Here is a 24,447-nt window from a genome sequence, read left to right as displayed (position 1 = left end):
AAGAGTGGGGGTGTGTGGCACCGAGATCGGGGTCAGGTGGGCTGGGGGCGGCCGAAGAGGAGGTCGTAGCCGGCGGGGAGCTGGAGCAGTATCTGGCCCAGGAGGTCCTCGCCGGAGGCGTCGGCGACCGTGGACAGCACGGCGCTGACGTCCCAGGTCGCGGTCTGCTCGGTGGCGCCCTCGATCCAGGCCGAGGCCGCCCGCACGAACCGCGCCGGGGACAGCGGTTCGGCGCTGTGCAGTGGGTTCAGCAGGATCAGGGCGTATTCCTCCGGGAGACGTGCCGCGAGCTGGGCGCGGACCTCGCCGACCAGATGCGCGCCGAGCAGGGCGAGCACGACACGGGCCGCGCGCTCGGCTTCCTCCGCGGTGCCGTACTCGCCGCGCTCCCTCACGTGGTCGAGGAACGCTTCGCGTCGCAGAGTCATCTCGCTGCCGCCCCTTCCAGCTTCTTCGGTCTGCCCACGGGGTGCGGAGAACGGGGTGAAGGGAAGATCGGGTGCCCGTTCTCCGCACCTGTCCGGCCGGCGTCAGCCGGAGATCTCCTTGCGGCCGGCCCCGACGCCGATGGAGATCTTCCGCGGCTTGGCGCGCTCGGCGATCGGGATGCGCAGGGTCAGCACACCCGCGTCGTAGTCGGCCTCGATGTGCTCGGTGTCGAGGGTGTCGGCGAGCACGAGCTGGCGGGAGAAGACGCCCAGCGGCCGCTCGGACAGCTCCATCTGCACGTCGTCGGCCTTCGCCGTCGGCCGCCGCTCCGCTCTGACGGTGAGCATGTTCCGCTCGACGTCGATGTCGATCGCGTCGGCTGTGACGCCGGGGATGTCGAGGGCCACCACGTACTCGTCGCCCTCGCGGTAGGCGTCCATCGGCATCGCCGACGGCTTCGACCAGGTGCCCGGGCCCATCAGCTGCTGCGCCAGCCGGTCCAGCTCACGGAAGGGGTCAGTGCGCATCAACATCGTGAAAACACCTCCAGCAGGTTGTAGGCAGTTACTGCCAATGCGCTGCACTGACACCGTTGTAGCATGTCATCCAATGGATGACAAACACGATGTCGTCGATGCGATGACGACACGAGGGAGGTGCCCGTGACCGCACCCGACCAACCGGTCCCCACCGACGCCGACGCCCACAGCCCCGCATCGTTCCTCGCCGCCGCGGCGGCCCTCGAAGCCATAGACGGCGCTCTGCGCCACGCCCAGCACGAAACCCCCGAGATCTTCGGCACCGGGCCGGCCCCGGAGCAGGCCCTCGCCTCGCTGATGCTGCTGCGGCAGGTACGCGAGCGGCTCGCCGGATGGGAGAGCGGCCTGATCGAAACCGCCCGCAACGCAGGCGCCAGCTGGGCCGACCTCGCCTCTCCCCTGGGCGTCGCCAGCCGTCAGGCCGCCGAACGCCGCTACCTGCGCGGCCGCCCCGGCCCGGCCGGAACCACCGGCGAACAGCGCGTGACGGCCACCCGTCAGGCCCGGGCCGCCGACCGCAACACCACCGGCTGGGCCCGCGACCACGCGGCCGACCTGCGCCGCCTCGCCGGCCAGATCACCTCCCTCACCGACCTTCCCCCCGCCGCCCGCCGCCCGCTCCACGAACTCCACGCCGCCCTCGCCCACAACGACCCCGCCGCCCTCCTCGCCCCCCTGGCCGCCACCCGTCCCCACCTGGCCGCCGCCCACCCCGACCTCGCCGACCGACTCGACACCCTCACTCCCCCCTGACGCGCGGGACGCCCCGCCACTCAGCCGGGTGCGAGCCATTCGGGGAGTGGCATTTGCGGCCGCCTCACGTCGTACCGGGGACGGCATGTACGCCTGATGGAGTACGCCGCCTTCCCGGCTGCGGGATGATCGCTGCGGGTCTGCCTCAGCCTCTGTGCTGGTCTCACACCCTCTTTCAAGCGGACCTGCTGGGCTTGGCGCGGGGGCCAGGATGAGATGTCTTCGTCGGAACCTGCTGATCAGGAGTTTCTGTGCCCTTCCCGCCCTCTCCCCGCCCGGTCCGCCTCGCGCGCGGAGCATCGCCGTGGCTTCTCCCGACCGTCGCCACCGCAGCCGTCAGCCTCCTGCGCGCCCGTCGCTCCGGCGCCGCGAAGGCCGTCGCCGTGCCCGCCACCACGCTCGCGGCGGGCATGCTGTGGTTCTTCCGCGACCCCGAGCGTGAGATCGCCCAGGGCCGCGTCATCTCCCCCGCCGACGGTGTGGTGCAGAGCATCATGCCGTGGAAGGACGGCCGGACCCGCGTCGCGATCTTCATGAGCCCGCTCAACGTCCACGTGAACCGGGCGCCGCTGTCCGGCACCGTGACGTCGGTGGAGCACATCCCCGGTGGCTTCGTTCCCGCCTTCGACAAGGAGAGCGAGAACAACGAGCGCGTAGTCTGGCATTTCGACACCGAACTCGGCGACATCGAGATGATCCAGATCGCCGGCGCGGTGGCCCGTCGCATCGTGCCCTACCTCCCGCAGGGCACGAAGGTCGAGCAGGGCGACCGCATCGGCCTGATCCGCTTCGGCTCGCGCGTCGACATCTACCTGCCCGAGGGCGTGGAGGTCGCGGTCGAGGTCGGACAGAAGACGGTGGCCGGTGTCACCCGGCTCGACCGCGCTTGACGAGCAACGCGCTGACCCGCTCGGAGCCCGGTCGTGTCATTTGGTTCGCCCCCAGCCGGAGCAGCTCTACATACCCCAGGCGGAGGTGAACGCAGCAGCAGATGACGTTTCACGACGGGGGTCCGGTCGGCTCCACGCGAACGCGATGCCGGACCGCCAGCGTCAGTTCCAGGCCCAGCCCCGGCATGCCGACGTGGGAGTGGGCAGGGGGCTTCATCGGCGGCTGTCGCGTGGTCCGAAGAGTTCCGGCAGCTCCCGGACGGACACGTGTGCCTCTGCCGGATGCTTAGGGCTGCTGTCCAAGCGAAGGCTGTAGCGCGTGCAACGTCCCTCACGTTCGCGCCGCGGGTAGCCGGCCTGTTCCAGATCGGTGACGATGCTCTGGACTGTGCGTTCCGTAATACCGCACTCCTCGGCGATGTCGCGGAGAAGGGGTGCGGCTTCGCGTGCGATGATCACCAGTACGCGCGCATGGTTGGTGAGCAAGTACCACTTCCCGAACTGCTCATCCACCCCTACCCGTCCCACGACGTCGAGCGGAACATGCTGATCGTCAAGGCCGAGCGTCGGCCCGTGGCGAAGGCCGACGACACTCGGATGGAACTGTCAGAGCGCCGCCGGGTGTCTTCTCCCGCCAGATCGTGCTGGCCGACACGCTGGACACTAAGCACATCGAGGCCGACTACTACGCCCGCGTGCTCACCCTGCGGACCCCGATCGCGGAGCGCGCCAAGCCCCGCAAGATCGCCGTCGGCGGCGGATCCGGCCGCAGTGAGATCTCCGGCTGACCCAAGGACGACAGGAGCCGAACAGCGGCGGAGGACGGGGCACCGATCTCCCCATCCGGCCGGCCCGGTACGAGACGGCCATCCGTCTCCCACCGCAGGGCGAGTTCGGTGAAGGTCGGCCTTCAACACGCTGAACCTGACAGGAAACGCATCCGGTCCACGACACCACCCACACGATCCGCGAATCACAGACCCTGCGTACGGGAACGCGGAGGGCATCGAACTGCTGATCCTGGCGGGTCTGATCCTCGTGAGGGCGACGGCGGCCCACGTGTGGCGGCGCGGGACGCGGCCGGGAGACTACTTCCCGGTCCAGCAGGCGCGGCGCTCGCCGTCGCCGGGGCCGTCACCCGCCCCGGTGCGCGGGTCCTGATCCGTCACCCTCCGCCGCCAAGGCCGCCCGCACCCGCTGCTCCTCGCGAGCAGAGCCGACGTCCCGTTCCAGGGGGGTGCGGCTCACGGCCGTCGCGAGGTCTTCCAAGGCCCGCTTCTGCAATTCCGCCTCGAGCCGGGCGACCTGGCTGCGGTCCTCGGCGGTGGCGTCCTCCCACGCGTGGAGCGCCTCCTCCACGCGCCCCCAGTCCGGATTCCTGTGCTCGCGCACATCGGCTGCCGCCTGCGCGGTGTCCGCCTCCAGGGCCTCGGCGAGCCGCTCCGCCTCGGGGACGAAACGGCTGTCAGCCTGCGGGACGTGGCTCTCCATGAGCATCGCCGCCCGGCCGAAACCCTTGAGCGCCTCCTGCGCCTCCTCCGCCTCGCGCGACGTCAGCCCCCTGGGGCGCACCGGTTCCCGCCTCGCCCGGTCGTATGCCTCGTGCCAGGCGGCACGTGCCTCCCTGCTCGCCAGCAGTGCCCTGCGCATGTCGGCGTGATGCTCACGGGTCGGTTCGGCGTAGCTGCGGAGCACCGCGGCCGCGTAGCGACCGTTGGCGGCGAGCCAGTCCGCGAGCCGGCCCGGCAGTCGGGGCGTCTCCCACGCGGGGAAGATCACGTACGCCAGCATGGCGAGGGCCCCGCCGAGCAGGGTGAGCACCACCCGCTCCGTGACCGTCTGTTCCCATGCCTGGCCGCCCATGCCGAGCAGGAAGACGACGTACGCGGCGGTGAAGCACTGGGAGTAGGCGTAGCCGGTACGGTTCAGCATGTACGACAGGCCCGCCGAGACCACCACCAGGACGCCGAACACATGGGCGTCCGGGCCCAGGGCCCGCACCATCCCGGTGGCGAGTGCGACCCCCGCCAGGGTCCCGGCGAGACGGGCCACCGCACGCGCGTACGTCCTGTGGAAGTCCGGCCGCATCACCATCACCGAGGCGATGGGCGCCCAGTAGCCGTGGCCCAGAGGCAGCCGGGCGGCGATCAGGTAGCCAAGCGTGGCCACCGCGGCCAGGCGGACGGCGTGCCGTAACACCGGCGAGTCCCGGCGGAGCTCACGGCGGACCGCCCCAACGACGACCGGGACCAGCCGGAACATGGTCGGGCGCGCCAGGAACTGGGCGTCCGCCGGGCCGCGCGGCGTGGGCGTCCTCCCGCGGGCGCAGCCGGTCCCGGCGATCTCCAACGCCTCGCCGAGCAGTTCCACGAGCCGCTCGGCGGCCTCTCGCGCGGGGCCCTCCAACACCTCGTGCTCCTCGTCGACGCGCAGGACGTCCGTGCTGCCGGGCCGCACTTCGGCGGGAGTGCCGCGGCGGATCGAACGAGCGGCCGCGTCCAGGACGTCGGCGGCCGCGTCGAGCAGCTCCCGCGCGCGGTCCCGCCCGGGTCCCTCCACCGGGGCGCCGACGTCCGGGTCGGCGAGCGCGGCCACGACCGGCCGAATGCGCTCGGCGAGGCCCCGGGGGCCGTGGAGGACGGGGGGACGGGAGCGAGCCTGTGACGGTGTCACGGCGGCCGCGTCCCGGGCCGTCATCAGCGGCTCCGGGTCGAACGGGGCGGTCGGGTCGTGCCGCAACCGACGGGCGTAGTCCGCCACGGCGGCAAGGGCGTCGGCGAGCGCGTCACGATGCGCCCCCCAACGCCGGATCGGGAACAGCAGGATCAGCACGGCCTGGGCCAGGCCCCCGAGCGCGATGACCCCGGCGTGCTCCAGGGCCCGCCCGACGCTCGTGGGCAGAGTGACGGTCACCAGCATGCTGCCGACCGTCGTCCCCGCGACGATCCCGGCGGTGGATCCGACGGCCCAAGCCATCCCCGCGGCAAAGGCCCATACGGTCAGGAGGGGGAGGAACGTCACGAGTCGCCCCGCCGCCAGGTAGCCCACGAAGGTGCTGAGCGCCAGACCCGCGCCCGCGCCGAGCGCGATCACCTTGCGTGGACGCCAGGTGCGCTGGAAGGTGGCCCCACCCGCGGAGTAGGCACCGAGGGCGGCGGACGCGGCGTACGCAGGGGAGACGAGCCACAGCGCCGGCCCGACGACGATCGCCACCCCAGCGGCCGTGCGCAGCGCGAGCAGGGGCTCCAGCCGCGTCTCCTCGATCGTGAGCCCGGATCGCACGACCTCCCCGAAGGCCCGCAGCCACGTCACGGGTGTGAGCTTAGCCGGAACACTCTGCGGGGTCGCGTCGGCCAGATCGAGGTACGGCAGCCCTCGGGCAGGAAGCCTGCGCACCCCGCGAACATGCCGGAGGCCGCAGCCGCTGGACGGGGTGCAGCCACTGCGGGCACTCCTGGGCGTCCGCCGTCCGCCCTACCGGACCGGGGCCCCGGGCAATCGCCGCTGGGTCGGGACCGACCGGAGCGCGGGCGATTGCCCCTGGCCCCGGCCGGAAAAGGCGGGACGGCGGCCCGGGTCGCCTGCCGCTTGTGGCCGTTCCCGTGTCCGTTGGGATGCAGGACCACCTTGGTCCAACCCCGTCACGGGCGTCGAAGTGCTCGTAGGCGTTGGGGGCCTCGTCCAGGCCGAGTTCGTGGGAGACGACGAAGCTCGGCTTCGCCATCCCGCTGGCGATCAGATCCCGCAACGCCCGGTTGCACCTCATCACCGGCGCCTGCCCGGCGCCCATGTGCTGGCCCTCGAACCACATCATGCCGAAGTCGATCGGGACCTTGTCCCGCGCCTCCAGTTCGCCCTGGGCCTCCGCGCCGCCGGGTCCCGGGGCAGGAACACGCCCACCACGCCGATTTCGCCGGTGAACCTTACCGAGTCGATCAGGCCGTTGAGCGTGAGGCTGGCGTCCTCATGTCCCTCGGGGTCCTGCGCCTGGCAGCCGAGGCGCTCGCAGCATGTCTCCGGCACGCCTCGGGGGGCCGGCCACCCGGTTCAGGTGGAACGGTGGTGCCGCCACGGTCCTGCCCGTCAGAGCTTCGGCGCTCAGGCGGCATACCGTCCGGGTCCCCGTCGGCCCCGACGCGTAACAGCCCGCACCGATCGATCAGCGAAATCACCGATCACCAACCACTGACGAATCGTTGGCTCAGGTCGCCGGCTGGTCACCGTCGTCGTGGAGCATGTGGCGGCGTTCCTGTTCCCGTTTGGAATAGGCCGCTGCCCGGACCGCCTCGTCGCTCTCCAGGCCCGTTCCCAGCGCGCCCCCCACCGTGGCGACCGAAGCGACGAACCAGGACAACGTCCAGTATTCCGCGGCGCGAAGCGGGGTTCGTGTCGTGGAGTCGAAAACTTGGCCGTTGAGGATGAACAGGGCCCACACCAAGTTGATGACGATCAAACCCACGTAGCAGACGAGCACCCCGATACCCACCGTCATGACCGTCGAGGCGTTGTAGAGCCCCGCCCTCTGCCTCGCCTCCCGCGAGACCTCCGCTGATCGATGCCACAGCTGCGCGTCCACGATCAGCCAGCCGATCATGAGCGCGACGGACCCGACCGTGGCGATCACGAGGCGTGGCACGCTCAGGAGCTCGGCCAGGTTCCAGATGGTGGAGTTCACGGTGGCGACCGCTCCCGTGGCGAGCGCGGCCGCCAGGGCTTTCGACAGGCCCGGCACCAACCGCCACGGCCGGTTGGCACGGACCATGCCGACGAGCACCCTCAGGTAACCGCGCGGCCCGCTGACGACGTACCGAAGATCAGCGGTCTCCTCCTCACTGACCGGGCCCGGGTGAATAGGCGCGAGACGACTGACGAAGGGCTCCAGATGCGGCTGACCCTGCGGAGGCCCCTCAGCCCCGGCGGCTCGCCGACCCGCCAAGCTGAGCACCGCTTCTTCCACGGCCCGCCGGGCCCTCGTCTGCAGACGCAAGCCCCCCAGCGGAGGAAGAGACAGCAGTGCCAAGCCGTGTTCGTGACTCAGATCCACAACGACCTTGCGACCGTGTGAGTGCAACGGAAGGTCGGTGAGGGCCACGACGATGTCCCACCTCTCCGCTCTTCCGCGGTCCATGATCCGGCGCATCAAGGTGGGCGGGTCCTCAGTGCCTGCGGTGAAGGGTTCACTGACCACCTCGACGTCGAACCGTCCGCCATGGCCTGACTCGTCGGCGAGCCGAGTGGGAAGGATTCGAGCCATGCGCTGAGCGATCTCCGTGGGCGCGTCGGGATCCGCCAGGAGAGCCACGACCGTAACGTCCTGGGACGACACCCGCATGACTCCTTCTCGTCGGCTGCCCCCGCGATCGCCCGTGCCCACAGGATGCCCCGGAGGTACCGCCGACGCCGCGTGACACGCTCACCCCTGCCGCCGGGTGCAGGCAGTACGGTCAGATCTCTTCCTCCCCGTGCAGGGCCTGCAAGGCCCCGACGGGTTCGGTGGATCCATAGCCAGGTCCGATCGGGAGTGGGCGCCGAGGGCCGTCGCCTCGCGGCGGGGGCTCCATGAGGCTTCGGCCGGACAATCGTCCTCCTAGGCAGAGGGTGAGGCCCGGGACCCGGTGACGGCGCCTGTCGCGCGGTTCCCGGCGCGATCAGGTAATCAGGAACGGTGAACAAGGTCGCGATCGACCCCTTTGTGCATGTCCGTGGCGCCAATGAGAACAACCTGCGGAACATCGATGTCGACGTTCCACGTGACGCGATGGTCGCCTTCACCGGCGTCTCCGGTTCGGGCAAGTCTTCGCTCGCGTTCGGCACTCTCTACGCGGAGGCCCAGCGGCGCTACTTCGAGTCCGTGGCACCGTACGCCCGAAGGCTGTTGCAGCAGGTCGGCGCACCGCACGTGCAGGAAATCACCGGCCTGCCACCGGCCGTGGCCCTGCAGCAGCGACGCGGGTCGCCCAGTTCGCGCTCGACGCTCGGCACCCTCACCACGCTGTCCAATCTGCTGCGCATGCTGTACTCCCGCGCCGGGACCTATCCGCCCGGGGCGGCACGGCTGGAGGCCGAGTCGTTCTCGCCCAACACCCCAGCCGGCGCCTGCCCCGAATGCCATGGGCTGGGCGTCGTGCACGACGTCGCCGAGGACCTGCTCGTCCCGAACCCCTCACTGAGCATCCGCGAGGGTGCGATCGCCGCCTGGCCGGGAGCCTGGCAGGGCGCCAACCTGCGCAGTGTCGTGAACGGCCTGGGCATCGACATCGACCGGCCATGGCGCAGGCTCAGGAAGAAGGACCGCGACTGGCTGCTGTACACGGACGAGCAGCCCTCCGTGTACATCGAGCCGGAGGCGGACCGCGTCGACTACGGATACCAGGGCACGTTCTGGAGCGCCCGCAAACACGTCATGCACGTCCTCGCCGACTCCAAGAGCGAGAAGATGCGCGAACGGGCGCTTCGCTTCGTCAGGAGCGTGCCCTGCCCCGCCTGCCACGGAAGCGGACTGCGGCCCGAGGCACTCGCCGTGACCTTCACCGGACGTTCCATCGCCGAGATCAACGCAATGCCGCTCACCGAAGTCGTGGAGCTGCTGCGGCCCACCGCGGGACGCTCCGATGCCGAGGCCGCCACATCGACCGCCCGCTCCGGCGAGAGCACCGAGGTCGCGGTCCGGATCTGCGGCGACCTGGTCGCGCGGATCGACGTACTGCTCGACCTCGGCCTCGGATACCTCAGCCTCGGCCGGCGCTCGACGACCCTCTCGCCGGGCGAGGCGCAGCGCCTGCGGATCGCCACCCAGCTGCGTTCAGGGCTCTTCGGCGTCGTCTACGTCCTCGACGAGCCCTCCGCGGGTCTGCACCCGGCCGACGCGGAACCGCTGATGGACGTGCTGGACCGCCTCAAGGCGGCGGGCAATTCGCTCTTCGTCGTGGAGCACGACATGGACGTCGTACGGCGGGCGAACTGGGTGGTCGACATCGGCCCCGGCGCGGGTGAGGGCGGCGGACGCGTGCTGTACAGCGGCCCGGTCGCCGGTCTCGAGCGGGTCGCGGAGTCGGCCACGAGCCGCTACCTGTTCGGGCGTGCCCAGCCGCTCGATCACCGCCCGCGCACACCACACGGCTGGCTGCACCTGCGCGGCGTCTCCCGCCACAACCTGCACGATGTGTCCGTCGAGGTACCGCTGTGCGTACTGACGGCGGTCACGGGCGTGTCCGGTTCCGGAAAGTCGACGCTGGTGACGCAGGTGCTCGCCGAGGTCGTCCGCAGCCACCTCGGACTCGCGCCCGAAGGGCCCGACGAGGCGCAGCTGGAGGTCGACGTCCAGGACGCCTCGGGGGTCGAGTCGTTCGACCGGCTGGTCCGGGTCGACCAGCGGCCCATCGGCCGGACTCCCCGGTCCAACCTGGCCACGTACACGGGGATGTTCGACGCGGTGCGCAAGCTGTACGCGGCGACGGACGACGCCAGGGCGCGCGGCTACTCGGCCGGACGCTTCTCCTTCAACGTGCCCGAGGGGCGGTGCGATACCTGCCAGGGAGAAGGATTCGTCGCCGTGGAACTGTTGTTCCTGCCCGGCACATACGCACCGTGCCCGACCTGCGACGGCGCCCGTTACAACGCCGAGACGCTGGAGGTGACCTATCGCGGCAAGAACATCGCGGACGTACTGGCGCTGTCCGTCAACGCCGCCGCCGAGTTCCTGTCCGCCGTCCCGGCCGCCTCCCGCAGCCTGGAGACGTTGCGCGAGGTGGGACTGGGATACCTGCGGCTGGGCCAGCCCGCGACGGAACTCAGCGGTGGCGAGGCGCAGCGCATCAAACTGGCCACCGAACTGCAGCGAGCGCGACGCGGGCACGCGCTGTACCTGCTCGACGAGCCGACGGCGGGGCTGCACCCGTCGGACATCGCGTTGCTGCTGCGACAGTTGCACCGGCTCGTCGACGCCGGCAACACGGTCGTCCTCGTCGAGCACGACCTGGACACGATCGCCACCGCCGACTGGGTCATCGACCTCGGGCCTGGCGGCGGAGACGCGGGCGGCCGGGTGGTCGCGACGGGACCGCCGGCCAAGGTGGCGAAGGCCCGCCGCAGCGCCACCGCGCCCTATCTCGCGGCCCGGCTCGCGCGCTCCTGACGGACGGTACGAGGGCCTGAGCACCGGTCAGCCGGGTGCGGGGCACGGGGTCGCGCGCGTCGCACTGCTGCGTTCCAGGGTGTGGCGGACATCGATCGCGAAGTGTCCCGTTTCCGGGCCCGTTCCGCCGGGTCAGCCGGGCATGGGGTGGTGGGATCGGGCGAACTGTTCCACGACGGCGGCGCAGAAGGCGGGCAGGTCGGCCGGGCTGCGGCTGGTGACCAGCTGCCCGTCAACGACCACCTCCTGGTCGACGACCTCCGCGCCGGCGTTGCGCAGGTCGGTGCGGATGCTGGGCCAGGACGTCAGACGGCGGCCGCGCACGGCGTCGGCTTCCACCAGGGTCCACGGGCCGTGGCAGATCGATGCGACCGGTTTCCCGCTGGCCATGAAGTCCTTGACGAACTGCACCGCGTCGCGGTCCATGCGCAGCTGGTCGGGGTTCATGGTGCCGCCGGGCAGCAGCAGGGCATGGTAGTCGTCGACGGAGGCGTCGGCGACCAGGCGGTCCACAGGGAAGGTTCCGGCCGCGTTGAGGTCGAACTGGCGGGCCTGGATCTCGCCGGGATGGAGCGAGACGATCTCGGTCTTCGCCCCCGCGCCCTGCAGCGCACCGCGCGGCTGGTCGAGCTCCACGCGCTCGACGCCGTCGGCGGCGAGAATCCCCACCCGCATCCCCTGGAGTTCCTGTGTCATGGTTCGGCTCCCTTCACGAGTCGCTGTCCGCATCCCTTTTCCGGGCCGGCGACCGCCAGGCCCGGCCGGAGGCGGCCCGGCTTTCCCTCGGGTCGGCGCACCGCGGGACGAGAGGCACCCTCGAAACGACCTTCCGGGTCAGGGGCCGTTGCGTGGAGGCAAAAGGGTGTGGTTTTCCCGGCGGGGCGACCAGCCCCACTGGAACCGCGCTCGCGAATCCCCGAGCACGTGCGGCGCGCCCCAAGCCTTGGCGAGGATTCCCGGTCTCCACCTTCCGCCCGCCGGTTCAGTTCGCCGACATGCGCCGGGGCGCGACTGCTAAAGCAGCCGGTCGAACACCGCGGTCGCGCCCTCCCAGTGGCTGGTCTGGGGGTTCTTGACATCCGGATACATGATTCTGAACGTCTCGGCGAGAGCGACGCTGAGACCGCCGATGATCTCGGGGAAGCGGTCTTCGGCCTCCTGGGTGGGTGCCCTGTCGAGGGGAGGGTGCGCGGCGAGCTGTTCCAGGATCGGCTTCAGCTCGACCTCCTCGTCGAGCCGCCGGAACCGGTGGATGCTCTCCTGGAGGCCCTTGGTGATCGGTAGGTCCCACGGCTCGACGGTGTCCCTTCCGTTGGCCTGGGCCGACGCCTGACCCACGACCAGGAGGTCGTAGAGCTTGGCGTCGACAAAGTCGCCGTACCGCTTGAGGTCGTTCCTGTCCACGTCGAGGCTTGCGGCGGCGCGGAAGAACCGCTCGAACTTCGACACGCCCATCACAGTCATGCCTGTCGCCTCCTCACGGGGAACGGACGGCGTCGTTCCCTCGCGCCTGCGCCGCCATCGGGTTGTTACCCGGTCGAGATTCCCAGACCCCCTGCTGAGTGCCTCCGCACCCCGGGCCGAAAAAGGCCACCCCCTCTTCCCCTGGCAGGGCAGCATGAAGTGCTCAGGCATCCCTTGGCCAGCGGTTCGGCCGTCCGCGGGATGGCTGCACGGCGTTGCAACGCCTCGAACGAGAACTGCTGACCGGACGAGAGGACCAGCTCGTGGAAGCGGGAGTGTTCGGGGCCCCCTCAGAGCCGCCGCAGGCTGCCCTCGCAGGCGGCGACGGTGCCCTTCCGGTCGGCGTGGCCGGGCAGCACCTTGCTGACGAGGAAGACCTCCTCCCGGCGTCCCCGGAGGGCCTCCCCGACGAGCTCCTCGGCTGCGCCGTCGCCGTACATCTCCGCCGTGTCGACGACGTTCATGCCCAGGTCCACACCCAGCCGCAGCGCGGCGACCTCCTGTTCACGCCGGGCCGGGTCCTCGCCCAGGTACCAGGTGCCCTGCCCGAGCGCCGCGATCTCCTCACCGGAGGGGAGCGTGATCGTTCTGGCCGATTCCGCAGACATCTCGGGCCTCCCGTCCGCCGTGGATCCGTGTCACGCGCGCCTGGGCCGAGTACCCAGGTCCGCGCCTCCCGGACAAGCGGTGCCACATGCGCCGCAGGGAGGTCAGAAAGGGCGGGCGGACTGCACCGTGCCCGTGCCGGGACCGGGTGCGCGATCGCGCAACGCGACGGCGACCGACACCGTGGCGCCGCAGGAGAGGACCGCCGCGAAGCCGATCATCGCGGTCTGCACGGCGAAGTGCCGCAAGGCGATGCTGAACAGGACGGAGGGCACGCCCATTTCGAGGTACGCCACGACGAAGAAGACGGCGAGGACCCCCGCGCGTGAGGCGGGCTCGGCCACTGAGACGGCACGTTCGACGCCTCCCTTGAACAGCAGCCCGGAGCCGGGTCCCGACAGGGACACGGCGACCAGGTAGAGCCAGAGCGCCGGGTGGTAGAGAGCGACGGCGCACAGGACCAGGCCGACCGGGAAGACCACTGCCCCCACGGTCAGGACCCGGGGCATTGGAAGGCGCCCAAGCACCAGCTGGGCGACCGCCGCGGAACCGAACATCAGGAAGGCCGCCAGGCCGACCAGGAGGTGTGAGTCGGTGTGCAGGGTGCCGTGAAGCACGCTCGCCCCGAGAGAGGAGATCAGGCCGAGGATCGCGAAGGCGAAGGCGCCCAGTGCGCCGGCCGCGCCGAACGTCCGCCGGCCGCCGGGGCGCAGGTCGAACCTGCTGGGCGGTTCGGCCGCGGGCAGCTCCAGGTCCACGGTCTCCGGGGTGGACAGCACCAGCGCCAGGCACACTGCCATGGCGAGCGTGAAGATCGCCTGGGTGGTGATCAGCGGCGCGGGAAGCCACTCGGCGGCGGCTCCGGCGACGAGGGGGCCTGAGGCCAGGCCGCCGAGGTTGGCGGCGGTGGCCACGATGCCGGGCAGCAGAGAACCCGTCCGTTCCGGGCGGGCCTCGTGGTGGAGGTCGTGCAGGTACGTCGTCGCGGTCGAGGCCATCAGTCCCAGTCCCACACCGTTCAGGATCCTGCCCGCGATCAGCCCCGGCAGGTCCCGCCACGCGATCAGTACGACCGACGCGACGATTCCGACCAGCAGCGCCGGGACGATGATGCGCCGCCGGCCGAGCCGGTCCGACAGGTGTCCCAGTCCGAGGAAGGCGGCCGCCGCGCCCACGACCATCGAGGCGTACGCCACCGTGACCGTGGTCGCGCCAAAGTGGTCCCGGGCCTCGTACAGCGGCCACAGCGGGGTCGGCGCGGTGCCGAAGGCCATCAGCACGATGAAGGCCACCGCCACGAACCAGAAGCCGGTCGTGTGCGAGGCACGGCGCCGGGCGGGGGCGCGGGGCGGCAGGCCGGCGGGAACGGACGCAGGGATCCGGCGGGTCGGGCCGCCGGGAGCGTCGGCTGTGGGACGGCTCAGCGGCTTGGGAACGGCAGGCAGGGGTACCCCTCCTCAGGCGGAATCGGATGGCGCTTTCCATCCTCCTCACCAGCCTGGATCAAAGCCAACGAATGTTTCTGCTGGGCTCGAGCAATGTGAGAGATACTTCTCGTGTGGAGCTACGTCAGCTGGAGCACTTCATCGCCGTCGCCGAGGAGCTGAGTTTCACGCGTGCCGCACGTCGGCTGCACATGGTGCAGTCGGGGGTGTCAGCCGCGATCCGCTCCCTGGAGCGCGAGCTCGGCTGCGCGCTGTTCGAGCGGACGTCGCAGCAGGTCCGGCTCACCGGGGCGGGCGCGGCGCTGCTGCCGGAGGCGTGGGCCACCCTGCACGCCGCCCAGGCGGCCCAGGACGCCGTGCGCGAGGCACAGGGCACACTGCGCGGCACGGTGAACGTGGGCGCCATGGCCTCGGTCGAGGTGGTGGACCTGCCTGCGCTCCTCGGGCAGTTGCACACCCGGCATCCGGCGATCGACGTCCGGCTGCGGCTGGCGACGACCGGCTCGGCGGGACTGGCGCACGCGTTGCTCAGCGGAGACCTGGACGTGGCCTTCCTGTCGCTGCCCGAGCACAGGCCCGCCGGGATCGACGCGCGGGAGCTGGCCACCGTGCCGCTCGTCCTGGTGGTGGGCGCCGCCCATCCGCTCGCGCAGCGGGGGGAGGTGGCACTTGCGGATCTCGCGGAGGAGCCCTTCGTGGACTTCCCGCCCGGTTACGGCAACCGCGAGGTGGTCGACCGGGCATTCGCGGCGGCGGGCGTCGTACGCCGGGTGGCACTGGAAGTGCCCGACATCGACATGGGGGCGGCACTGGTCCGGCACGGTCTGGGCATCGCCTTCCTCCCCACGTTCGCCGTTGCCCGCACCCCCGGCCTGCACGTCCTGGACGTCGACAACACCATGCTCCGCTGGAGCATGCATCTCGGCACGTCGTCGACCCGGCGGCCCAGCTCGGCCCTGGGGGCGCTGCTCGACCTGGTCGACCTCCACGTCATCGCCCTGTGACGTCCGGGCCGCGATGCCCTGGCCTCAGCCGTCGGTGGTGTCCGGCCCGCCGCGCTCGCTCCGGCCGCGGCATCCGCCGCGGCATCCGCCGACGCTCACGCCGCCGTCGCCCAGCAGGCGGTGTCGGACACCTTCTCGGGGCCGGAAGTTCCAGCGAGGTATCAGCGGGGGGCGCCCAGTACGATCTTCCACACTCGGGTCGCCACCTGGAGGTTCAGCCGGTCCTCGACGTTCGCAAGGTCGTCGCCGCTGATGTCGCGGATGCGCTGGAGCCGATAGCGCAGCGTGCTGCGGTGGATGGCGAGGGATTCGGCGGTCTCGTCGTAGTTGCCGCCGCAGTCGAAATACCGGGACAGGGTCTCCACCATGGCCGTGTGATGCCGGGAGTCGTAGTCGATGAGCTGACCGAGCCACTCGTGGACGAACGTCTCCAGTTCCCGGTAATCGTTGCCAGGTCCCAGGATGCGGTAGAGGCCGAGTTCGTCGAAGAACGTCGTGCCGTAGCGCTCGCGGGAGTGGCGGCGCACGTCCAGGGCGCGCTGCGCCTCCTGGTAGTGGTGGGGGATGTCCTTCGGGGAGCAGGAAGGGGCGCTCACCCCGATCGTCCCGGACCGTGTTCCGGTCTCCCGGGCGAGCGCCTCGTACAGCGCGCGGGCGTGCGGCCTCTCGTCGGCGATGAGGACGATGTGGTCGGAGCGACGGGTCAGCAGCGCGCGCATGCCCACGACGGAGACCGCCCGCCCCACGGTCTGTGCGAAGGAATCGTCGGCGGTCCGGTTCGGCCACTGCACCACGACGATGTAGTGGGTGCGGTGCAGGTCGTGTCCGACTGCCTCGGACCGGGCGTAGGCGCTCGGATCGTCCGTCCCTGCCAGGAGGTCGGCGGCCAGCTCGCGGTGCAGCCTCAGCTCCGTTTCGGCCAGATTGCGCAGGTGCGTCATTTCCAGGCCGAGCGACGCGGCTGCCTGTTCCAGGGCCAGGACGGTGTGCTCGTCGGCCTCGTCCCCGGGATCGACCAGGGCCAGCACGCCCAGGATCTCGCCGTGCGGGCGTACCAGGGTGATCAGCCGGCCCTTTGTCCGCACCGGCCCCGTCTGCCGGGCGACGGCGTGCAGCAGTTCGTCCTGACGCACGGGGTCCGGTTCGGGATAGGGGTCGGGGCGGCCGGGGCCGGTCCAGGACCTCAGCCGACCGAAGCGGTCCTCGACCAGCGCGGGGAGTCCAGTGAGCCTGTGCAGTGCGCGGGTGATGGCTTCCTCGCCTCCGCTCGAGGCAGCGACGTCGGCCGTGAGCGCGAGAACGGCCCGCTGGTACCCGAGCTCAGCCACGACGGAGATCAGCTGTCGCTGGAGGGCTGCGCGTTCGTCCCTGAGCCGGTGCAGCTCCCACGCGTCCCTGCGTCGGATGCGGCGCGCGAACGCCACTGACAGTGCGGCAGCAGTGTGCTCGACGATCGTGGCGAGCAGGAATCGGTCAGACTCCGGCGGCCAGGAGCGGGAGGACGACACCACGAGGTAGCCGTAAAGTCCCTCAGGTCCGCGTAGCCCCAGGGCCCTGCCCCAGGACCTGCCGGGTACGGTCACAGGGCCGTCCTGCCCGGCCAGCTCCCGCACCCTGCGACCCAGAGCCAGAGCCTGCGTCTGCCCGTTCCTCGGGCTGGGGACCAGGTCGCCGTCCCTCTTGAGGTATCCGGCCTCGACCCGGTACGGCCCCGCGGCCGCTACGTGGTCCATGGCCAGGTGCAGAATCTCGTCCTCGTCCGGGGTGTCGAACAGGGCGCCGGAGAGCACCATCAGGTCGCGGGGGTCATGGTCGGCCCGGGTACGAGCGGGCGGGCGGGGCTGCCTGCGAGCGGCGGCCGAGTGCCGCCAGGCGCTGCCTGCCCGGTCGGCGCAGCGGTGGTACGGGCTGGACGCCCGACTGCCGGCCATGCGATCACCCCGTTCTCCCCGCGTCATCAGGGAGGTGAGAGGTACTTCCCCTACCCCCTTTGAGTCGACTTACCCAAGATGTTCGGATTCTTTCTCTCGTACTCGTAGGACGACCGGGACCGTGCGTTCCTGACTCGCCAGGCGCAGGCGTGCAGCCACCCGGTTCGTCACCCTGGGGAGTGCTCGAGACCCTCCGTGCGCACCGGTGGGAAACCGGCGGAGGTCCCACCCCTACCTGAGCGAACGTGATCCGGAGAGTCGACGCGGGCGCCGTACCGGGAGGAGTTCCTCATGGCCAAGGCAGTGGGCATCGACCTGGGCACCACCAACTCTGTGATCGCCGTGTGGGAGGGCGGCGAGCCGTCCGTCGTGCCCAACAGCGAGGGCAACCGCACGACACCGTCCGTGGTGGCCTTCACCGACACCGGGGAACGTCTGGTGGGCCAGCTGGCCCGGCGCCAGGCGATCCTCAACCCCAAGGGCACCATCTACTCGGCCAAGCGGTTCATCGGCCGGCACTTCGACGAGATCTCCGAGGAGGCCAGGGCGGTCGCGTACGACGTCGTCGAAGGCGAGGGCGGGGCGGCTCGCTTCAAGGTGCGCGACAAGCTCTACGCGCCTGAGGAGATCAGCGCACAGGTGCTGCGCAAACTCGCCGACGACGCCTCCAAGCAACTCGGGGAGCGGGTCACGGAGGCGGTCATCACGGTGCCCGCCTACTTCAACGACGCTCAGCGCACCGCCACCAAGGACGCCGGACGGATCGCGGGACTGGAGGTGCTGCGGATCATCAACGAGCCGACGGCGGCCGCCCTCGCGTACGGCATGGAAAAGAAGGAGCACGAGACCGTCCTCGTCTTCGACCTGGGCGGCGGCACCTTCGACGTGAGCATCCTCGACGTCGGCGACGGCGTGGTGGAGGTGCGCTCGACCGCAGGCGACAGCCACCTGGGCGGCGACGACTTCGACCGGCGTCTGGTGGATCACCTCGCGGACGACTTCCAGAAGGAGAACGGCATCGACCTGCGCAAGGACCCGCAGGCGCTGCAACGACTGTTCGAGGCAGCGGAGAAGGCCAAGACCGAGCTGAGTTCGGTGACGCAGACACAGGTCAGCCTGCCGTTCATCACCGCCGATGCCTCTGGCCCCAAGCACCTCACCGACTCGATCATGCGGTCCACGTTCGAGCAGATCACCAGCGACCTGGTGGAGCGCTGCCTGGGACCGGTCCAGCAGGCGATGGCCGACGCCAAGGTCGGCGAGAGCGACATCGACGAGGTCATCCTGGTCGGCGGTTCCACCCGCATCCCCGCCGTCCAAGCCCTGGTCCGCCGGCTGACCGGCGGCAAGGAACCCAACATGAGCGTCAACCCCGACGAGGTCGTGGCCCTGGGCGCCGCGATCCAGGCCGGGGTGCTCAAGGGCGAGGTCAAGGACGTCCTGCTGCTCGACGTCACACCTTTGTCGCTGGGCGTGGAGACGCGGGGCGGAGTGATGACGAAGATCGTCGAGCGGAACACCACCATCCCGGTGCGCCGCGCCGAGACCTTCTCCACCGCCGAGGACAACCAGCCGGCCGTCGACGTGGTGGTGCTGCAGGGCGAGCGCGAGTCCGCGGCCGACAACCGGGTGCTGGGCCGGTTCCAGCTCACCGACATCCGGCAGGCGCCGCGGGGCGAACCACAGATCGAGGTCACCTTCGACGTCGACGCCAACGGCATCCTCAACGTCAAGGCCAGCGACCGGGACACCGGCAAGGAACAGGGCATCACCATCAGCGAGAGCTCCAACCTGGACCGCAGTGAGGTCGAACGCATGGTCCAGGAGGCCGAGCGCAACCAGGGCCAGGACCATGCACTCCGCGAGGCCGTCGACGCCCGCAACGAACTCGACGCCGTCGCGTACCAGGTCGACAGGCGCCTCGCCGAACTGGGCGACGCGGCGCCGGCGCACGAGAAGGCACGCGCCGAGATGCTCGTGTCCGACGCCCGCGCGGCGGTCAAGGAAGAAGCGGGCGTGGAGCGTGTGCGGCCCCTGACCTCCGAACTCCAGCAGGTGCTCGCCGGGCTGACGGCCCACCAGGGCGCCGCCACCGCGGATGGCGGTCCCGGCCAGGATGCCGCCGCCGGTGGTCCCACGAGTGGCGGTGGCGGTGACGATGATGTCATCGACGCCGAGTTCGACAAGGGCTGAGGCGCGCCATGCCCTCCTACCCCCAGGAACCCGGCCGGGCCGCGTCGGATCCGGTCGAACCGGTCCCGGAAGGCGCCGTCCGCCCTCCGCGCGGGAACTTGCCCCAACCGGGCTCGCCGACCCGGCCGGAAGCGGCGAGCGGCGAACCGGGACCCGACGCCGCCGGCCCCGCGACTGCCGAGGACCAGTACACGACCGCGATCCAGGAACTGGAGGACCGCTGGCGGCGCGCACTCGCCGACCTCGACAACCTTCGCAAGCGCCACGCCAGGGAACTGGAGCGCGAACGGGCGGCCGAGCGGTCCCGCACGGCGGCCGCCTTCCTACCCGTCCTCGACAACCTCGAACTCGCCCTGACCCACGCGGGCGCCGATCCGGGCGCGATCGTGGAGGGCATCCGGGCCGTACGCGACCAGGCGGTGAATGTTTTCGAACTGCTCGGCTACCCGCGGCACGCGGAGACCGGCGTCGCCTTCGACCCGGCGCGGCACGAGGTGGTCGGCGTCGTCCAGGACCCCGACGCCCCGCCGGGCACGGTCGTCGAGGTGCTGCGCCCCGGCTACGGGGACGGCGAGAGGCAGCTCAGGCCGGCCGCGGTGACCGTCGCGAAACGGGAGTGACGGGTCATGGCACGGGACTACTACGAGGTGCTGGGCGTGCCGCGGAGCGCGAGCCAGGACGAGATCCAGCAGGCGTATCGCAAACTCGCCCGCAGGTACCACCCCGACGTCAACAAGGACCCCGGCGCGGAGGAGCGCTTCAAGGACCTCAACGAGGCACACAGCGTCCTGTCCGACCCCAGGACCCGGGCCCGCTACGACCGCTTCGGGGAGGACTTCCGCAAGATCCCCGAGGACTTCGACGAACGGGTCGCGGCCGGAGCGGGCGGCGGCTTCCGCGGTCGGAGGACCGCGGGCGGGGGCGGGCCCCGTGTCCGGTACGCCACCGGCTTCGGCGACGACCTCGGCGCGGAAGGCATCGACATCGAGGACCTGTTCGGCTCCATGTTCGGAGCCGGCGCCGCCGCAGGCCGCGTTCCGGGAGCGGACCAGGAGGCCGAGCTGCCGCTCACCGTCGAGGAGGCCTACCGAGGCGGCCGACGCACCGTCACGCTCGCCGGTCCCACCGGGCAGCCGCGACGGTACGAGGTCGACGTGCCGCCTGGCGTCACCGACGGGCAACGCATCCGGCTGGCGGGCGAGGGCGGCCGGGGCACTGGTGACGCCGCCGCGGGCGACCTGTACCTGCGAGTGCGTATCCAGCCGCACCCGCGGTTCCGGCTGGACGGCCGCGACGTGCACGTCCAGGTCCCGGTCGCCCCCTGGGAGGCGGCCCTGGGCGCGACCGTGCCGGTGCCCACGCCCGGCGGCGGCACGGCCAAGGTCACGGTGCCCGCGGGTTCGTCCAGCGGCCGGCGGCTGCGGCTGCGTGGCGAGGGCATGCCGAACCCGCGCGGTACGAACGGCGACCTGTACGCCGAACTCCGCATCATGGTGCCGCCCACCCTTGGCGACCGGGAGCGCGAACTGTTCGAGGAACTCGCCGCCACTTCCTCGTTCGACCCCAGGAGGACGTGATGACCGACCGACCCGCGGGAGCGGCAGGCATCGGCTGGGCCGGTGGGGGCGCCCGTCCGGTACGCACGGGCGCAGACATCACCGCCTCGACGGCTGTCCGGTACGCGCTCGTGCCCGCCCCCAGACTCTCCCTCGACGCCGTGGCCCGTCGCTCGGGCCTCCACCCCGACCTGATCCGCCGGTTCGTCGCCCTCGGCCTTGTCGACGCCGAACGCGACGCCGCGGGACACCTGGTGTTCGACCCCACGGCCCCGGCGGTTCTCGCCCGCATCCAGCGGCTGCGCACCGGACTCTGCCTCAACTACGCATCCATCGGCCTGGTGCTCGACCTGCTCGACCGCATCAGCCTGCTCGAAGCCGCGCTGCGCGGCCGCGGCATGAGGAGTGAAACACCCCCATGGACATGAACCGTCTCACCCAGAAGTCCCAGGAAGCCCTCCAGGAGGCCCAGACCGCGGCCGTCGGCATGGGGCACACCGAGGTCGACGGGGAACACCTGCTGCTCGCACTTCTCGAGCAGGAGGACGGTCTGATCCCGCGGTTGCTGCAACAGGCAGGCACCGACCCGAGGCAACTGCGCGCGGCCGTGGGCGAGGAACTCTCCCGCCGCCCGAAGGTCACCGGCCCCGGCGCGGCACCCGGCCAGGTCTTCGTCACCCAGCGCCTCACCCGCCTGCTCGACGCCGCCGAACGGGAGGCCAAGCGCCTCAAGGACGAGTACGTGTCCGTGGAGCACCTCCTGCTCGCCCTGGCCGAGGAGAGCTCTTCGACCGCCGCCGGACGCCTGCTCAAACAGGCCGGCATCACCAGGGACTCGTTCCTGAGCGCGCTCACCCAGGTCCGCGGCAACCAGCGCGTCACCTCCGCCAACCCCGAAGTGGCCTACGAGGCGCTGGAGAAGTACGGCCGCGACCTGGTCCTGGAGGCCCGGTCCGGACGGCTGGACCCGGTCATCGGCCGTGACGCGGAGATCCGCCGCGTCACCCAGATCCTCAGCCGCAAGACCAAGAACAACCCCGTCCTCATCGGCGACCCCGGCGTCGGCAAGACCGCCATCGTCGAGGGCCTGGCCCAGCGCATCGTGCGCGGCGACGTCCCCGAGGGGCTGCGCGACAAGACGGTGTTCGCCCTCGACATGGGCTCCCTGGTCGCCGGCGCCAAGTACCGTGGCGAGTTCGAGGAACGCCTCAAGGCCGTGCTGTCCGAGGTGAAGGCCGCCCAAGGACGCATCCTGCTCTTCGTCGACGAACTCCACACCGTCGTGGGAGCGGGCGCCGCCGAAGGGGCCATGGACGCGGGCAACATGCTCAAACCGATGCTCGCCCGCGGCGAACTCCACATGATCGGCGCCACCACCCTCGACGAGTACCGCAAGCACATCGAGAAGGACGCCGCCCTCGAACGCCGCTTCCAGCAGGTCCTGGTCGACGAGCCGAGCGTGGAGGACACCATCTCCATCCTGCGCGGACTGCGCGAACGTCTCGAGGTCTTCCACGGCGTGAAGATCCAGGACACCGCGCTGGTCTCCGCGGCCACCCTCAGCCACCGCTACATCACCGACCGGTTCCTGCCCGACAAGGCCATCGACCTGGTCGACGAGGCGTGCGCCCGGCTGCGTACCGAGATCGACTCGATGCCCGCCGAACTCGACGAGATCACCCGCCGCGTCACCCGCTTGGAGATCGAGGAAGCCGCCCTGTCCAAGGAGACCGACCCCGCCAGCAAAGCCCGCCTGGAGGAACTGCGCAGGGAACTGGCCGACCTGCGCGGCGAGGCCGACGCCAAACACGCCCAGTGGGAGGCCGAACGCCAGGCGATCCGCCGCGTGCAGGAATTGCGCCAGGAACTGGAGCAGGTCCGCCACGACGCGGAGGAGGCCGAACGCGCATACGACCTCAACCGGGCCGCCGAACTCCGCTACGGCCGCCTCCAGGACCTGGAGCGCCGGCTGAACGCCGAGGAGGAGCAACTGGCCGCCAAACAGGGGCAGAACCGGCTGCTGCGCGAGGTCGTCACCGAGGAGGAGATCGCCGAGATCGTCGCCGCCTGGACCGGCATCCCCGTCGCCCGCCTCCAGGAGGGCGAACGCGAGAAGCTGCTGCGCCTCGACGAGATCCTGCGCGAGCGCGTCATCGGCCAGGACGAGGCCGTCAAACTCGTCGCCGACGCCGTCATCCGCGCCCGCTCCGGCATCCGCGACCCGCGCCGCCCCATCGGCTCGTTCATCTTCCTCGGCCCCACCGGCGTCGGGAAGACCGAACTGGCCAAGACCCTCGCGGCGGCCCTGTTCGACTCCGAGGAGAACATGGTCCGCCTCGACATGAGCGAGTACCAGGAGCGGCACACCGTCAGCCGGCTCATGGGCGCACCGCCCGGATACGTCGGCTACGAGGAAGGCGGCCAGCTCACCGAGGCCGTGCGCCGCAAGCCGTACTCGGTCGTGCTGTTCGACGAGATCGAGAAGGCGCACAGCGATGTCTTCAACACCCTGCTGCAGGTCCTCGACGACGGCCGCATCACCGACTCCCAGGGCCGCACCGTCGACTTCCGCAACACCGTGATCATCATGACGTCGAACATCGGCTCCGAGCACCTCCTCGACGGCGCCACCGCCGAGGGCGAGATCAAGCCGGACGCCCGCGCCCTGGTGATGGGCGAGCTGCGCGGGCACTTCCGCCCGGAGTTCCTCAACCGCGTCGACGACATCGTGCTGTTCAAGCCGCTCGGCGAGCGGCAGATCGAGCGGATCGTGGAGCTGCAGTTCGACGAACTGCGCCGCCGCCTCGCCGAACGCCGCATCACCGTCGAACTCACCGATGCCGCACGCGAGGTGATCGCCCACCAGGGTTACGACCCGGTGTACGGGGCCCGGCCGCTGCGCCGCTACATCTCCCACGAGGTCGAGACGATGGTCGGACGCGCCCTGCTGCGCGGCGACGTCCAGGACGGCGCGACGGTCCGCGTCGACGCCGAACACGGAGAGCTGGTGGTCACCTACGACCAGTCCGAGGACGTGAAGGGAGCGCGTGCGGCATGAGCACGATCCAGGCGACGACCGTCCGTTGTCCCCACTGCGGGCGCACCAACCGGGTGCCCGTGGCCGCGGAGGGCCGCCCCAAGTGCGGCCACTGCAAGCAGCCCCTACCGTGGATGGTGGACGCGGGCGACGACGACTTCACCGAGATCGCCGAGCAGGCCGCCGTCCCCGTCGTGGTCGACCTGTGGGCCACCTGGTGCGGCCCCTGCCGCCTGGTCAGCCCCGCGCTGGAGAAGGTCGCCACCGATCTCGCCGGCCGCATCAAACTCGTCAAGGTCGACATCGACAAGAACCCGCGACTGTCGCAGCGTTTCGAGGTCCAGGCCGTACCGACACTGCTCGTCCTCGACCGGGGCGAGACGGTCGCCCGGCAGACGGGGGCGGCGCCCGCCCCCGCTCTGCGCCAGTGGGTGGAACAGTCGATCACGGCCCGGGAAGGGTGATC

Annotated in this window: 19 protein-coding genes and 3 pseudogenes; 11 read left to right on the top strand and 11 right to left on the bottom strand. The window is 71.0% G+C overall.

Going from position 1 to position 24,447, the window contains the following annotated elements; genetic code table 11:
- Positions 1–32: 32 nt before the first annotated feature.
- Together ACIQVL_RS41470 and ACIQVL_RS41465 are read right to left on the bottom strand one after the other, a co-directional pair.
- Positions 33–428 carry a DUF2267 domain-containing protein gene (locus ACIQVL_RS41470; RefSeq protein WP_403478051.1) on the bottom strand — a complete coding sequence of 132 codons (396 nt, stop codon included), beginning with the start codon at positions 426–428 and terminating at the stop codon, positions 33–35.
- Positions 429–530: 102 nt separating this feature from the next.
- Complete coding sequence (locus ACIQVL_RS41465) at positions 531–962, bottom strand: Hsp20/alpha crystallin family protein (RefSeq protein ID WP_403478050.1); 432 nt, start codon at positions 960–962, stop codon at positions 531–533.
- A gap of 129 nt (positions 963–1,091) precedes the next feature.
- On the opposite strand from ACIQVL_RS41465, the gene ACIQVL_RS41460 reads away from it, so the two are divergent.
- Both ACIQVL_RS41460 and ACIQVL_RS41455 read left to right on the top strand, forming a co-directional pair.
- Positions 1,092–1,721 carry a type III effector protein gene (locus ACIQVL_RS41460; protein WP_403478049.1) on the top strand — a complete coding sequence of 210 codons (630 nt, stop codon included), beginning with the start codon at positions 1,092–1,094 and terminating at the stop codon, positions 1,719–1,721.
- 251 nt (positions 1,722–1,972) lie between these two features.
- Entirely contained in the window at positions 1,973–2,611 is a 639-nt protein-coding gene (locus ACIQVL_RS41455) for a phosphatidylserine decarboxylase (RefSeq protein ID WP_403478048.1), read from the top strand.
- Between the two features lie 213 nt (positions 2,612–2,824).
- On the opposite strand, the gene ACIQVL_RS41450 is transcribed toward ACIQVL_RS41455, so the two are convergent.
- Positions 2,825–3,124: a helix-turn-helix transcriptional regulator gene (locus ACIQVL_RS41450; RefSeq protein ID WP_403478047.1), complete on the bottom strand. Its 300-nt coding sequence runs from the start codon at positions 3,122–3,124 to the stop codon at positions 2,825–2,827.
- Between the two features lie 15 nt (positions 3,125–3,139).
- On the opposite strand from ACIQVL_RS41450, the pseudogene ACIQVL_RS41445 reads away from it, so the two are divergent.
- Positions 3,140–3,399: pseudogene (locus ACIQVL_RS41445) on the top strand (Hsp20/alpha crystallin family protein); the annotation flags it as partial.
- Positions 3,400–3,745: 346 nt separating this feature from the next.
- Here ACIQVL_RS41445 and ACIQVL_RS41440 read toward each other — a convergent pair.
- The 3 genes and pseudogenes from ACIQVL_RS41440 to ACIQVL_RS41430 form a co-directional block, all read right to left on the bottom strand.
- A complete protein-coding gene (locus ACIQVL_RS41440; RefSeq protein ID WP_403478046.1) occupies positions 3,746–5,923 on the bottom strand; it encodes an FUSC family protein in 2,178 nt (725 codons plus the stop codon).
- A gap of 272 nt (positions 5,924–6,195) precedes the next feature.
- Positions 6,196–6,619, bottom strand: a pseudogene (locus ACIQVL_RS41435) (aldehyde dehydrogenase); the annotation flags it as partial.
- 193 nt (positions 6,620–6,812) lie between these two features.
- Entirely contained in the window at positions 6,813–7,943 is a 1,131-nt protein-coding gene (locus ACIQVL_RS41430) for a hypothetical protein (RefSeq protein ID WP_403478045.1), read from the bottom strand.
- Positions 7,944–8,276: 333 nt separating this feature from the next.
- On the opposite strand from ACIQVL_RS41430, the gene uvrA reads away from it, so the two are divergent.
- Complete coding sequence (gene uvrA / locus ACIQVL_RS41425) at positions 8,277–10,745, top strand: excinuclease ABC subunit UvrA (RefSeq protein WP_403478044.1); 2,469 nt, start codon at positions 8,277–8,279, stop codon at positions 10,743–10,745.
- A gap of 132 nt (positions 10,746–10,877) precedes the next feature.
- Here the strand turns inward: uvrA and ACIQVL_RS41420 are convergent, their stop codons facing one another.
- The 4 genes and pseudogenes from ACIQVL_RS41420 to ACIQVL_RS41405 all read right to left on the bottom strand — a co-directional run bounded on the left by ACIQVL_RS41420 (position 10,878) and on the right by ACIQVL_RS41405 (position 14,107).
- On the bottom strand, positions 10,878–11,441 hold the full coding sequence (locus ACIQVL_RS41420) for a type 1 glutamine amidotransferase domain-containing protein (protein WP_403478043.1): 564 nt from the start codon (positions 11,439–11,441) through the stop codon (positions 10,878–10,880).
- Between the two features lie 318 nt (positions 11,442–11,759).
- Positions 11,760–12,209 carry a DUF1931 family protein gene (locus tag ACIQVL_RS41415; RefSeq protein ID WP_403478042.1) on the bottom strand — a complete coding sequence of 150 codons (450 nt, stop codon included), beginning with the start codon at positions 12,207–12,209 and terminating at the stop codon, positions 11,760–11,762.
- 293 nt (positions 12,210–12,502) lie between these two features.
- Positions 12,503–12,817: pseudogene (locus ACIQVL_RS41410) on the bottom strand (aldo/keto reductase); the annotation flags it as partial.
- A 102-nt stretch (positions 12,818–12,919) separates the two neighbouring features.
- Positions 12,920–14,107, bottom strand: a complete 1,188-nt coding sequence (locus ACIQVL_RS41405) for an MFS transporter (protein WP_403478041.1) — start codon at positions 14,105–14,107, stop codon at positions 12,920–12,922.
- 266 nt (positions 14,108–14,373) lie between these two features.
- Here ACIQVL_RS41405 and ACIQVL_RS41400 point away from each other — a divergent pair, with 266 nt between their 5' ends.
- Positions 14,374–15,264, top strand: a complete 891-nt coding sequence (locus ACIQVL_RS41400) for a LysR family transcriptional regulator (RefSeq protein WP_403478040.1) — start codon at positions 14,374–14,376, stop codon at positions 15,262–15,264.
- 161 nt (positions 15,265–15,425) lie between these two features.
- On the opposite strand, the gene ACIQVL_RS41395 is transcribed toward ACIQVL_RS41400, so the two are convergent.
- Entirely contained in the window at positions 15,426–17,195 is a 1,770-nt protein-coding gene (locus tag ACIQVL_RS41395) for a PucR family transcriptional regulator (protein ID WP_403478039.1), read from the bottom strand.
- A 291-nt stretch (positions 17,196–17,486) separates the two neighbouring features.
- On the opposite strand from ACIQVL_RS41395, the gene dnaK reads away from it, so the two are divergent.
- Genes dnaK through trxA form a run of 6 tightly spaced genes read left to right on the top strand, consistent with a single transcriptional unit; the run spans position 17,487 to position 24,445 of the window.
- Positions 17,487–19,388 (top strand): molecular chaperone DnaK, encoded by a 1,902-nt coding sequence (gene dnaK, locus ACIQVL_RS41390; protein WP_403478038.1) that lies wholly within the window; start codon positions 17,487–17,489, stop codon positions 19,386–19,388.
- Between the two features lie 8 nt (positions 19,389–19,396).
- Positions 19,397–20,008 carry a nucleotide exchange factor GrpE gene (locus tag ACIQVL_RS41385; RefSeq protein ID WP_403478037.1) on the top strand — a complete coding sequence of 204 codons (612 nt, stop codon included), beginning with the start codon at positions 19,397–19,399 and terminating at the stop codon, positions 20,006–20,008.
- A 6-nt stretch (positions 20,009–20,014) separates the two neighbouring features.
- On the top strand, positions 20,015–20,965 hold the full coding sequence (locus ACIQVL_RS41380) for a DnaJ C-terminal domain-containing protein (RefSeq protein ID WP_403478036.1): 951 nt from the start codon (positions 20,015–20,017) through the stop codon (positions 20,963–20,965).
- The gene (locus ACIQVL_RS41375) at positions 20,965–21,372 is read left to right on the top strand and encodes a chaperone modulator CbpM (protein ID WP_403478035.1); all 408 of its coding nucleotides are present in this window, start codon (positions 20,965–20,967) and stop codon (positions 21,370–21,372) included. Before ACIQVL_RS41380 ends, ACIQVL_RS41375 begins: the two co-directional genes overlap by 1 nt.
- On the top strand, positions 21,363–24,002 hold the full coding sequence (gene clpB, locus ACIQVL_RS41370) for an ATP-dependent chaperone ClpB (RefSeq protein ID WP_403478034.1): 2,640 nt from the start codon (positions 21,363–21,365) through the stop codon (positions 24,000–24,002). Before ACIQVL_RS41375 ends, clpB begins: the two co-directional genes overlap by 10 nt.
- Positions 23,999–24,445, top strand: a complete 447-nt coding sequence (gene trxA, locus ACIQVL_RS41365) for a thioredoxin (RefSeq protein WP_403478033.1) — start codon at positions 23,999–24,001, stop codon at positions 24,443–24,445. Before clpB ends, trxA begins: the two co-directional genes overlap by 4 nt.
- Positions 24,446–24,447: the final 2 nt, after the last annotated feature.

Origin of the sequence: Streptomyces sp. NPDC090499 (assembly GCF_044769305.1) — a bacterium.
In the GTDB taxonomy this organism is placed as follows: domain Bacteria; phylum Actinomycetota; class Actinomycetes; order Streptomycetales; family Streptomycetaceae; genus Streptomyces.
The sequence above is the reverse complement of the archived record's forward strand: the minus strand, read 5'-3'. Positions and strand labels throughout refer to the sequence as shown.